At 31.8% G+C, this 12,141-nt stretch carries 11 protein-coding genes and 1 tRNA gene; all 12 read left to right on the top strand.

Annotated elements, in window-relative coordinates:
- The first annotated feature begins 3 nt into the window (after window positions 1-3).
- A complete protein-coding gene (locus EC396_RS04595; protein ID WP_129365529.1) occupies window positions 4-1,194 on the top strand; it encodes an FtsW/RodA/SpoVE family cell cycle protein in 1,191 nt (396 codons plus the stop codon).
- Window positions 1,178-2,272, top strand: coding sequence for an undecaprenyldiphospho-muramoylpentapeptide beta-N-acetylglucosaminyltransferase (murG, locus tag EC396_RS04590; RefSeq protein ID WP_129365528.1), 1,095 nt, complete (start codon window positions 1,178-1,180; stop codon window positions 2,270-2,272). The genes EC396_RS04595 and murG overlap by 17 nt, the downstream gene beginning before the upstream one ends.
- Window positions 2,273-2,275: 3 nt before the next feature.
- Window positions 2,276-3,622 (top strand): UDP-N-acetylmuramate--L-alanine ligase, encoded by a 1,347-nt coding sequence (gene murC / locus EC396_RS04585; protein ID WP_129365527.1) that lies wholly within the window; start codon window positions 2,276-2,278, stop codon window positions 3,620-3,622.
- Complete coding sequence (locus EC396_RS04580) at window positions 3,612-4,334, top strand: cell division protein FtsQ/DivIB (RefSeq protein ID WP_129365526.1); 723 nt, start codon at window positions 3,612-3,614, stop codon at window positions 4,332-4,334. The genes murC and EC396_RS04580 overlap by 11 nt, the downstream gene beginning before the upstream one ends.
- Before the next feature lie 3 nt (window positions 4,335-4,337).
- Complete coding sequence (gene ftsA, locus EC396_RS04575; protein ID WP_129365525.1) at window positions 4,338-5,687, top strand: cell division protein FtsA; 1,350 nt, start codon at window positions 4,338-4,340, stop codon at window positions 5,685-5,687.
- Window positions 5,677-7,671, top strand: coding sequence for a cell division protein FtsZ (gene ftsZ, locus EC396_RS04570; protein ID WP_240665633.1), 1,995 nt, complete (start codon window positions 5,677-5,679; stop codon window positions 7,669-7,671). Before ftsA ends, ftsZ begins: the two co-directional genes overlap by 11 nt.
- Window positions 7,672-7,793: 122 nt before the next feature.
- Window positions 7,794-8,246 (top strand): GatB/YqeY domain-containing protein, encoded by a 453-nt coding sequence (locus tag EC396_RS04565; protein ID WP_129365524.1) that lies wholly within the window; start codon window positions 7,794-7,796, stop codon window positions 8,244-8,246.
- 39 nt (window positions 8,247-8,285) lie between these two features.
- Window positions 8,286-8,359, top strand: a tRNA-Arg gene (locus EC396_RS04560).
- A 219-nt stretch (window positions 8,360-8,578) separates the two neighbouring features.
- On the top strand, window positions 8,579-9,835 hold the full coding sequence (locus EC396_RS04555; RefSeq protein WP_129365523.1) for a site-specific integrase: 1,257 nt from the start codon (window positions 8,579-8,581) through the stop codon (window positions 9,833-9,835).
- A 101-nt stretch (window positions 9,836-9,936) separates the two neighbouring features.
- Window positions 9,937-10,779: an RteC domain-containing protein gene (locus tag EC396_RS04550; RefSeq protein ID WP_129365522.1), complete on the top strand. Its 843-nt coding sequence runs from the start codon at window positions 9,937-9,939 to the stop codon at window positions 10,777-10,779.
- 358 nt (window positions 10,780-11,137) lie between these two features.
- Entirely contained in the window at window positions 11,138-11,416 is a 279-nt protein-coding gene (locus EC396_RS04545; RefSeq protein ID WP_129365521.1) for a helix-turn-helix domain-containing protein, read from the top strand.
- A gap of 47 nt (window positions 11,417-11,463) precedes the next feature.
- A partial coding sequence (locus EC396_RS04540; protein WP_205757915.1) for a hypothetical protein occupies window positions 11,464-12,141 on the top strand: 678 nt, incomplete at its 3' end.

The following is a 12,141-nucleotide window of genomic DNA, read 5'->3' as shown; positions in this document are numbered from 1 at the left end:
TAAATGCAACGTATTTTTAAAAATATTGAAGGAGATCGTACCATTTGGGCAATAGTTGCTGTTTTGGCAATATTGTCGTTCTTGCCTGTTTATAGTGCAAGTACCAATTTGGTTTATGTGGCAAACAACGGTACAACTACTTCTCATTTATTTAAGCATGCTTTTTTATTGTTGTGTGGTTTCTTTATTATTTATGCTGTTCATAAAGTGCCATATAGATATTTTAGCGGTGGGTCTATTTTGGCAATGCCGCTAGTGATTCTGTTGTTAGCTTATACTTTAAATCAAGGTACGACTATAGGTGGTGCAAATGCAGCTCGTTGGATTCAGATACCTTTTATTGGTGTTGGATTTCAAACATCAACTTTTGCTTCGTTGGTTTTGTTCATTTTTGTAGCTCGTTATTTGGCTAAACATAAAAATAAGGAAATCGTTTTTAAAGAAAGTGTTTTTCAGTTGTGGCTGCCTGTAGCTTTTACATTGATGTTTATTTTACCAGCAAACTTTTCAACCACTGCTCTTATTTTTTCAATGATATTAATGTTGTGTTTTATAGGTGGTTATCCATTTAAATATTTAGCGTCTGTTGTGGCAATGGGAGCTCTAGTATTAACGCTGTTTGTGTTGTCTGCAAAGGCTTTTCCGGGTGTATTTCCTAATAGAGTTGATACTTGGATTAGTAGAATTGAAAATTTTTCTGATGATAATGTTGAAGAGGGATACCAGGTCGAAAAAGCAAAAATAGCCATTGCAAGTGGTGGAATTACAGGTAGAGGTCCAGGAAAAAGTGTTCAAAAAAACTTTTTACCTCAATCTTCTTCCGATTTTATTTTTGCCATTATTGTTGAAGAATTTGGTTTGTTTGGAGCCGGAATCGTAATTGTGCTTTATTTTTTGTTATTGCTAAGGATAATAATTGCAGCAAAAAAAGCCGAAAGCATTTTTGCAACCTTGCTCATTATTGGTGTTGGTTTGCCTATTGTTTTTCAGGCTATCATAAATATGGCAGTGGCGGTTCATATATTCCCGGTAACTGGTCAAACGTTGCCTCTAATTAGTAGTGGTGGAACTTCAATTTGGATGACATGTATTGCTATTGGTATTATTTTGAGTGTTACAGCAAATAAAGAAAAATTAGAAAATACAGAAAATGAAGAAAATCCTTTAGATATTTTACATGAAGCAATCGATTAACATAATATTGAGTGGTGGTGGAACAGGCGGACATATTTATCCGGCGGTTTCTATTGCAAATGAGCTAAAGGAAAAACATCCTGAGGCCAACTTTTTATTTGTGGGTGCTAAAGATAAAATGGAAATGGAAAAAGTGCCGCAAGCTGGATATAAGATTGAGGGTTTATGGGTTGCTGGACTTCAAAGAAGATTAACATTAGACAATTTAGCTTTTCCGTTTAAATTGATAAGTAGTTTGTGGAAAGCTCATCAAATTATAAAAAAATTTAAACCAAATGTAGTTGTTGGAACTGGTGGTTTTGCAAGTGGTCCAACACTGTATGTGGCAAGTTTAAAAGGTGTAAAAACGGTAATTCAGGAACAAAATTCGTACCCAGGAATTACCAATAAGTTATTAAGTAAAAAGGCTGATGCAATTTGTGTAGCGTACGATAATTTAGAGCATTTTTTTCCTCAATCAAAAATAATTAAAACAGGTAATCCTGTACGTCAGGATTTGTTAACTATTGATCAAAAAAGAGCCGAAAGTATGGCGTTTTTTAACTTAGATACAGCAAAAAAAACATTGGTTGTTATTGGTGGAAGTTTGGGGGCAAGGGCTGTAAATAATTTAATTGAAAAGCATATAAATTGGTTGGTTGAGCAACAGGTTCAAGTAATTTGGCAAACAGGAAAATTGTATTATGATGAATTTAAAAAATATGATGATTTGGAAGGAGTTCAAACTCATGCTTTTTTAAATAGAATGGATTTAACTTATGCGGCGGCTGATGTTTTGATAAGTAGGGCAGGTGCAAGTTCTATTTCAGAATTATGTATTGTGGGTAAACCTGTAATTTTTATTCCTTCTCCAAATGTGGCTGAAGATCATCAAACAAAAAATGCATTGTCTGTGGTTAGTAAAAATGCAGCTTTGCTGTTAAAAGAAACAGATTTGGATAGTTTTCAAAGTATGTTTTCAAATTTAATAACAGATGAAAGTTTACAGCAACGTTTGAGTGAAAATATTAAAAAAATGGCTTTGCCAAACGCAACAAAAGATATTGTAAAAGTGATTGAAAAATTAATAATAAATTAAAAAGTGGACTTAAAAAAGGTACATAACGTTTATTTTATTGGTATTGGTGGTATCGGTATGAGTTCTCTTGCAAATTATTTTAATTGCAATGGTAAAAATGTAGCTGGGTTTGATAAAACACCAACTGAATTGACAGGTTCGCTTCAAAAAATGGGTATTCAAGTTCATTTTGAAGATGCTGTTGAATTAATTCCTGCTGAATTTAATAACAACCAAAACACCATTGTGATTTATACTCCTGCGGTTCCAAAAAATCATGCGGAGTTTAATTATTTTTTGAATCACAATTTTACCGTTTTAAAACGTTCTGAAATTTTAGGAGAAATTACTAAAAACACAATTTGTTTGGCGGTTGCAGGAACGCATGGTAAAACCACAACATCAACAATGTTGGGTCATATTATGAAAGAGGCAGGTACAAATGCAACTTCATTTTTAGGTGGCATTGCTGAAAATTACCAGTCTAATTTAATTTTAGGAGGTAGTGAGGTTTCTGTTGTTGAAGCTGATGAGTTTGATCGTTCGTTTTTAAGATTGTCGCCAACAATTGCAGGTATTACTTCTATGGATGCCGATCATTTGGATATTTATGGAGAGCATTCGGCATTGGAAGATTCGTTTAAAGAATTTGCAAAAAAAGTTTCAAAAACATTGATTGTTAAAAAAGGACTTCCTATTGAAGCTTTGACTTTTGGTATTGAAGAGCAAGCAGATTTTGATGCTCAAAATATTAGAATTGTTGATGGGGCTTATGTTTTTGATGTAAAAACTCCTTCAGACGAAATAAAAAATGTAAAAATATATTTACCAGGAAGACATAATGTGCTAAATGCGGTGGCAGCTTTGGCAATGGCAAATAGTTATGGAATACCATTGCAAGTTATTGCCAAAGCTTTACTTTCATTTAAAGGCATTAAAAGACGTTTTTCATATAAAATAAATACAGAAAATTTGGTGTTGATTGATGATTATGCGCATCATCCTACCGAAATTAATGCTGTGGTAAATTCGGTTCGAGAATTGTATCCTACAAAACAAATTTTAGGGGTATTTCAACCGCATTTGTTTAGTAGAACGCGTGATTTTATAGACGATTTTGCTGCAAGTTTATCGCAGTTTGATGAAGTAATTTTATTAGACATTTATCCAGCCAGAGAATTGCCTATTGAAGGGGTGAATTCTGAGTGGTTATTAAGTAAAATTTCTATTGAAAATAAACAGATTTCAACAAAAGAAAATTTGGTTGAAAATATGTTGAAATCTCCTACCCAAATTAAGGTAATTATTGGTGCTGGAGATATAGGTGAATTGGTTGAAAATATTAAAAATAAGTTGACCGTTGAAAGTTAATTGGAACATCATAAAAGGTATTGTTTTGCTAGGCTCTGTTGGGTTTTTAGTAGGGTTTTCCTACGAGAAAAACAAGGCAGTAAAAATTAGTGAAATTGATGTCGAATTTGAGGATGGAAGTAACCTTTTTATGGATTATCAAATGGTTAATAAATTGTTAATACAAAATGGGAAAACAGTTAAAAATCAACCAAAAAGTGTTATAGATTTACATAATCTTGAAGCTAATGTTATATCACACCCCATGGTAGAGAGTGCTTCGGTATTTTTAACGGTTGATGGCTTGTTAAAAACTAAAATAAAGCAACGTACCCCTATTGCAAGAGTGATAACTCAAAACAAGAGTTATTACATTGATTCACAGGCTAAAACAATGCCTTTGTCAGAGAATCATTCGGCAAGAGTTTTATTAATTTCAGGAGATATAAAAGAGACAGATAATGAACAAATTCATTTGTTGGTTTCAAAAATTATGGGCGATGGTTTTTTAAAAAAACAAATAATTGCTGTAGAGAAAATCAATAAAAACGAGTTTGTTTTAATAATGAGAGTAGGTGATCAAAAGGTTGAAATTGGCAAAATTGAAAATTTAGATTCAAAATTTAAAAATTTGAATTCGTTTTTAAACAAGACAATGAGTGATCAAACAATAGATAATTACGCATCAATAAATTTAGAATACAACAATCAGGTTGTGTGTACAAAAAAGTAAGATATGGAACACAAGGATATTGCCGTAGGATTGGACATAGGGACAACTAAAATTGCCGCTATGATTGGACGTAAAAATGAATATGGAAAAATTGAAATACTTGGCATTGGAAAAGCTAAAAGTATGGGTGTTCATAGAGGTGTGGTTAATAATATTACCCAAACTATACAGTCTATTCAAATGGCGGTAGACGAAGCAATTGCTGTTTCTGGATTGCAAATTACTGATGCAGTTGTAGGTATTGCAGGTCAGCATATTAGAAGTTTACAACACAGCGATTATATAACCCGTCCAAATGCTGAAGAGGTTATTGATGATGAAGATTTAGATAAATTAGAAAAACAGGTTTACAAATTGGTTATGTTACCTGGTGAAGAAATTATACACGTGCTACCACAAGAGTTTAAAGTGGATGGTCAAGCTGAAATCACTGAGCCAGTAGGTATGTACGGTGGTCGTTTAGAAGCTAATTTTCATGTGGTTGTAGGGCAAGTTGCCTCTATTAGAAATATTGGGCGTTGTATTAAAAGCGCAGGATTGAATTTAGCAGGAATTACTTTAGAACCTTTAGCATCAGCTGAAGCAGTTTTAAGCAATGAAGAAAAAGAAGCTGGTGTTGCGTTGATTGATATTGGTGGTGGTACAACAGACTTGGCTATTTTCAAAAATGGTATCATTCGTCATACAGCAGTAATACCGTTTGGAGGAAATGTAATTACCGAAGATATAAAAGAAGGCTGTTCAATTATTGAAAAACAAGCCGAATTATTAAAAACAAGATTTGGATCTGCCTGGCCAGGTGAAAATAAAGACAATGAAATTGTTTCTATTCCAGGTTTAAGAGGAAGAGATCCTAAAGAAATTACACTTAAAAACTTGTCGAAAATAATCAACGCACGTGTTGTTGAAATTATTGAGCAAGTATTTTTAGAAATAAAAAATTACGGTTACGAAGAGCCTAAGAAAAAATTAATTGCAGGTATTGTGCTTACAGGTGGTGGTGCACAATTAAAGCATTTAAAACAATTGGTAGAATATATTACAGGTATGGATACCCGAATAGGTTATCCTAACGAACATTTAGCAGGTGAATCTGATGAGAGTTTGTCTAGTCCGCAATATGCAACAACCGTAGGTCTTTTAATGAACGGATTAAAGAGGTTAGAAAAGGAAAAAGCTAAAGAAATATTTGAAAGAAAAAGTAAAATTCCTGAAGAAACTATAAATCCAGTAATTGAAAACACTGATTCAGAGCCAAAGGTAGAAGAGCAAGAAGAATCAAAACCACCAAAAAAGACAATCTTTGAAAAATGGGGAGAAAGATTCAAAGATTTTTTAGACAATGCAGAGTAAAAGAATTAAAGAAAAAGATACTAACACCAAAACAAACATTATGAGCAGTTCAGATTTTAGCAACATTTCCTTCGATTTACCAAAAAATCAGTCCAACGTTATAAAAGTCATTGGCGTAGGTGGCGGCGGTAGCAATGCCGTAAACCATATGTATTCACAAGGAATCCATGGCGTTGATTTTGTAATTTGTAATACAGATAAACAGGCATTAGACAATAGTTCAATACCTACAAAAATTCAGTTGGGAGTTTCTTTAACTGAAGGATTGGGTGCTGGAGCAAATCCTGAGATTGGTGCTAGAGCAGCCGAAGAAAGTATTGAAGATATTAAAGCAATGTTAGAGACCAACTCTAAAATGGTGTTTATTACAGTTGGTATGGGTGGTGGAACAGGTACTGGAGCAGCACCTGTAATTGCTAGGGTTGCAAGAGAATTAGATTTGTTAACCATTGGTATTGTTACAATTCCATTCGGTTTTGAAGGGAAAATGCGTAATGAACAAGCTCAAAAAGGAATTGAAAAATTACGTCAGTATGTAGATTCAATGGTGGTAATTAATAACAATAAATTACGTGAAGTTTACGGAAACCTTGGTTTTAAAGCAGGTTTTTCTAAAGCTGATGAAGTATTGTCTACAGCATCTCGTGGTATAGCTGAAGTAATTACACATCATTATACACAAAATATCGATTTAAAAGATGCTAAAACAGTACTTTCAAATAGTGGTACTGCAATTATGGGTTCTGCTACTGCAAGTGGTCAAAACAGGTCTGAAGTAGCTATTTCAAAAGCATTAGATTCTCCGCTGTTAAACGATAATAAAATTACTGGAGCTAAAAATGTATTGTTACTAATTGTTTCAGGAAAAGAAGAAATTACAATTGATGAAATTGGAGAAATCAATGATTATATTCAGGCTGAAGCAAAATCTGATGTAAACATTATTATGGGAGTTGGTGAGGACGAGTCTTTAGGAGATGCAATTGCAGTAACTATTGTGGCTACGGGATTTAACCATGACCAACAACATGAAATTTCAAATACAGAAGCTAAAAAAGTAATTCATGTTTTAGGTGAAGAGCAAAAATCAACTTATGATTTATCTGATAATAAAAAATCAAAAGCTTCAACTTTTCAAACAATTGATGAAGAATTAATTAAAGAAGTTGCTCCTGTTGAAGAGAATAAAGTAGTGTTTAATTTAGGTGAAGATATTGAAGATGATTTTAAAATAATACCTACTTCTGAATTTATAAAAAATATTGATGTTACTTATGAAGAAATTGCAATTGTATCTGAAAATGATTTTGTAATTACTGATGTGGCTGCAGATGTAGTTGAAGAGCCAATTGAAAAACCAATTGTTGCAGAAAAACAAATTACCTTATCATTTGATTTACCACTTTCAGCAAATAAAGAAGTTGTAGAAGAAAAACAAGTTGTTAAAGAAAAAGAGGTTGTAAAATCAATAAATGAAATTGAAGTTGTTTCGCCTGAAGTTGTAAAACCGCAACCTATTAAAAAGGTAGAAGAGGATGTTTATTTTACTTTAGAAGATTTTACAGAAATAGAAGAGCAATTTGCAAAAGCAAAAAAGCCAGTAGTAGCAGCTACAAAAGTAGTTGAGCGTGAGATGGACATTAAAGTACGTCCTACAACAATTGCCGAGATTGATATTAACGAGCAAGAAGTGATAGATCACAAAGAAATCTCACCATTAGACTTAACAATTGCTGAATTGCAAAAAAGAACGGATGACCGTCGTGAAAAAATGAAGGCTTTTAACTATAAATTTAATCATAAAGTTTCTAATAATATTGATGAAATAGAAAAAGAACCTGCATATAAGCGTAAAGGAATTCAATTAGATCAATCAACTTATTCTTCTGAAATTAGTTCATCAAGAACATCACTTGAAATAGATGAAAATGAAGGAATTCAATTGCGTTCTAACAATTCTTTTTTACACGATAACGTAGATTAAAAATTTTGCCCAAAGACGAGGCCCTTAGACTAATTTTCTAAGTTTAGACTCGAAAATCTTCTTGTAATATTGAAGGTTTTCGAGTTCTTTTTTTTTATCTTCGCAATACAAAAAATAAAATTATGAGTTTACAAACAGAGGTAATGACAAAAATGAAAGAAGCTATGAAATCTAAAGATTCAGTAGCTTTAGAATCATTAAGAGCTATAAAATCTGAGCTATTATTGGCGCAAACAAAGTCTGGTGCTTCAGAAGGTTTGAGTGATGCTGAAGAAATTGCTTTACTTCAAAAATTAGTAAAACAACGTAAAGATAGTGCTGCAATTTTTGTTTCACAAAATAGAGAAGATTTAGCAGCACCCGAATTGGCACAAGCTGAAATAATCTCACAATTTTTACCAGAACAAATAAGTGCTGAAGATTTGAAAAAGATTGTTACAGAAATTATAGAATCTGTTGGAGCTACTTCAATGAAAGATATGGGACAAGTAATGGGATTGGCTTCTTCAAAATTAGCTGGTAAAGCTGATGGAAAAGCAATTTCGGCAATAGTGAAAGAACTTTTAGCTAAATAATTTTAGCATCAAAATTTAGTACATTCACAAAACTAAAAAGGCCTCGTGGCGCAACTGAATAGCGCACTGGATTTCGGCTCCAGCGGTTACAGGTTTGAATCCTGTCGGGGTCACTAAAGTAATATACTTTAAAAGCCAAATCCTTGTAAAATCTATGTTTTGCAAGGATTTTTTATTTTCAGACCATCATATAAATTGATTTAATTTAATATCTTTGGTTCACAAATCGGTCAACAATAATTTAATCGGTCAACATTGTTGACCTGCTGACTGAAAACCATGGTTGATTTGACTTTCGTCTTAAACAAAGTTTAATTTAAAAGACGACAACTATGAAAACAAGTTCCACCTTTTCTATCCTTATTTGGATTAATGCCTCGCGTGCAAAAAACAATGAAGCTGAATTATTTGCGAGAGTTACTGTTAATCAGAAACGTACAAATATTAGTTTAAAACGTAAAATTAACATTGACCATTGGGATAAGTCTAAATCTCGTTTAAAGGGAAATAGTGAAAACGCTCGAAAGCAAAATCAATTTATAGAACAAATTAAAGCGAAATTACATAAAGTACATATAGATTTATACAATCAAGAAAAATTAATCACAGCCCAACTCATTAAAGCTACTTTTTTAGGTGAAGGAGAGAATAATAAATCTCTAAACGAATTAATAAAATATCATTCGGAAAAAGCCAAAGGCACATTTGCTATTGGAACTATAAGAAATTATGGTATTACAGAAAATTATATTTCTAAATTTCTTCAACAAAAAAGGAAAACAACAGACATTTATTTAAACCAATTAGATTATAAGTTTATTTGTGATTTTGAAAATTTCTTACATTGTTTATGGCCAAAAGAGCATCCTAAGGCATTGGGTCAGAATACAGTGATGAAACATATTCAGAGGTTAAGAAAAATGGTAACGCTTTCTTATCATTTGGAATGGATTGATAAGGATCCATTCATTAGATGGAAACCAACTTTTGAAAAAACCAATCGAGAATTCTTATCAGACAGTGAGTTGTCAAACCTTGAAACCTATGAATTTATTTCTGAACGTTTAGAGCGTGTTCGTGATTTATTTATTTTTAGTTGTTATACAGGTATTGCTTATATTGATATTATGCAGCTGACACACAATAATATCCATTTGGGGATTGATGGAAATAAATGGATTATTACAAAACGTCAAAAAACAAAAATAACTGTAAAGGTACCAATACTTGAAAAAGCGCAGTATCTTATAGATAAATATTGTTCTCACCCTATGACACAAGTGACAGGAACACTTTTTCCAGTTATAACCAATGAAAAATTGAATGCTTATTTAAAAGAAGTAGCTAACTTTTCAGGGATCAAAAAAAACTTAACCTTCCATATGGCACGTCACACTTTTGCGACTACGGTAACCCTTACTAATGGAGTACCTATTGAAACAGTTTCAAAAATGTTAGGTCATACTAAAATCTCCACAACACAAATTTATGCAAAAGTAATTGAGAGAAAAGTAAGTGATGATATGAATATACTTAGAGATATATTAAATAAGAATAAATTAAGTGAAAATAAAAAAGCACAACAATAAATAAAATACAAATTGGTGTTATTTAGGTTAATATAGTAATATTTTGTTAGGGGGTTTTTAAGTATTTTTATTAAACGAAAAAGAACTTAAAAAACCCCACAATGCCAAAAATTGCCTCGATCATCTCAAAATTCGATGCGTCAATTATTGAAATTGACAAATCAAATCACAGTCAATTAATCAGTCTAAATCTAAAAATTAAACTCACTGAAAATTGTTTAAATGAACTTCGTCAGGAAGTCAAACTAAATGGTTTTTATTCTCTTAAAGAGGAAATTTACTTTTTTAAAAAGCAAAAGCCATACATTAAAGGTAGGCTCAGGTTCTACATTGCTTTAAATGCGTACCTTCTAGAAAAACCTGCGGGAAGCAGATCAAAGCAACGCAAATATGTAGATTTACAATTGAGCTATATTAGACTTGAAAATTGCAAGTATATTAATTTTGTAAATTATTATAAACTTAATGAAACTAAAAATGATAAAATTTATTTTTTAAGAGGTATAGATCAATTCGAACTATATATTGACAATTCAACAATTTTTGAAGACCCTGAATTTCGTACTACCAGGGATCACCTTGCTTCAGAAATAGTGGCAAATGACCTACTAACAAAATATTACACCAGCGCACTTGAATTATTAAAAAATAAAAACGCTAAACCTACAATTCAAGAAGTTCAAAATGCTTGCTGCACTATAATACCTTGGACAGGTACACCTACCGAATTAATTGAATTATTATTAAGTTTAAATGCTAAAGGAGCTATTGCTGATGGTAATTTAAGTATTAAAGAAATAGAAGAAATTTGCATCAATAATTATGGCGTATATCCTGGAAATACTTATCAAATAGTCGAACAAATTAAGGCTAGAAAGTCAAATTCAACAAAATTTATCGAAAAATTGAAAATTTCACTAATAAAATGGTTGAGCGAAAATTAAAAAACTACATAAAGTGTTGTTATTTAGTTTGTTAAGTGGTTGTTTTTTATGAGTAAATATTAGTAAAGTATGAGTTTTTTGAAGGGTTTTTTAAAGTAAAAACCCCTTATTTACCCTCTTTTTCTCCTTTTTTTAAATAGATTTTACCTTGTAAAACTCATACTTTTTCTCTTTTTCAAAAAATTGAAATTTTTTTACACTTATAAAATCCATATAATCAAGGTGTTATATTGTTTTCTTGTTAGCTAATTTTTATGAGTTTTTAATTACTAATATTTTTTTTCAAATAAACTTTTCAGCTTTGTAGCACGAAAGTCAAATCGCTATAAAAATTTATTAATTCAAAAAACAGTTAAAAATGCCTACACAAATTATCACGACAGATGATCTAAGAGAATTTAAAATCGAATTATTAGAAGAGATCAAAGATTTACTTAAAATTAAATCGCAAATGACTAACAAAAAGTATCTTAAGTCAGCTGATTTAATGAAGATCCTAAAAGTAAGTTCCGGTACATTACAAACAATGCGAATCAACGGAACCTTACCCTACACCAAAATTGGCGGAATCATATTTTACGACCCAGATGAAATCTCAAATGTGATGAGAGAAAACAGTATTCATAACAAACTTTAAACTTCAAGTCATTCCGCACTTGATGCGGAATCTCAATCTATAAACCTATGAATTACATCAAACACCTCAACGGAGTCTATAGTCAATTTTCAAAAGACAATCGCTTAAATCCATCCCATATAAGCCTGTATATTGCTTTATTTCAATTGTGGAATTACAATCGATTTCCGAACGAATTTCATATAAATCGTGAAGAATTAATGAAGTTTTCTAAAATAGGATCAAAATCTACCTATCACAGATGCATAAAAGACCTAAGTCATTGGAAATATATTCTTTACAGCCCTTCTCACAACCCTTTTAAAGGTAGCAGAGTAAAGTTGTTTCAATTCAAGACAAGTGATAGTCAAGAAATGGATTTAAACTATCCCATATCAGAACAAGCGCTGGTATCTAATACAAACATTAATAAACAAAATATAAACTTTATTAAACTAGAGGCAATCGCAAAAGAAAAATTGATTTTAGATTTTTTTAAAAAAGAAAAATATCCAGAATTGGAAGCCAAAAAATTTTTCAACCATTACCAGGGAATCGGATGGAAAGTTGGAGGGAAATCAAAAATTACCGATTGGCAAGCCACCGCCAAAAGTTGGATGCTAAAAGCCCCCGAAATGAATTTGTCGGTTCGTGCGCAGTCGAGAACAAACGATCCAAACGCTTTACCACTTGACCATTTTCAAGACAACCTCCACGTCAACCAAAATAAAAGATATGATATCCCA

Source organism: Lutibacter sp. HS1-25 (assembly GCF_004121075.1).
Taxonomy (GTDB): Bacteria; Bacteroidota; Bacteroidia; order Flavobacteriales; family Flavobacteriaceae; genus Lutibacter.
This window is presented reverse-complemented; position numbering and strand designations above follow the sequence as displayed.

Excerpts from the sequence above, each read along its gene's own strand:
- EC396_RS04595 (WP_129365529.1), top strand. The coding sequence starts at position 4 with ATGCAACGTATTTTTAAAAATATTGAAGGAGATCGTACCATTTGGGCA.
- EC396_RS04555 (WP_129365523.1), top strand. The coding sequence starts at position 8,579 with ATGAAAACAAGTTCCACCTTTTCTATCCTTATTTGGATTAATGCCTCG.
- murG (WP_129365528.1), top strand. The coding sequence starts at position 1,178 with ATGAAGCAATCGATTAACATAATATTGAGTGGTGGTGGAACAGGCGGA.
- EC396_RS04565 (WP_129365524.1), top strand. The coding sequence starts at position 7,794 with ATGAGTTTACAAACAGAGGTAATGACAAAAATGAAAGAAGCTATGAAA.
- EC396_RS04550 (WP_129365522.1), top strand. The coding sequence starts at position 9,937 with ATGCCAAAAATTGCCTCGATCATCTCAAAATTCGATGCGTCAATTATT.
- ftsA (WP_129365525.1), top strand. The coding sequence starts at position 4,338 with ATGGAACACAAGGATATTGCCGTAGGATTGGACATAGGGACAACTAAA.
- EC396_RS04545 (WP_129365521.1), top strand. The coding sequence starts at position 11,138 with ATGCCTACACAAATTATCACGACAGATGATCTAAGAGAATTTAAAATC.
- ftsZ (WP_240665633.1), top strand. The coding sequence starts at position 5,677 with ATGCAGAGTAAAAGAATTAAAGAAAAAGATACTAACACCAAAACAAAC.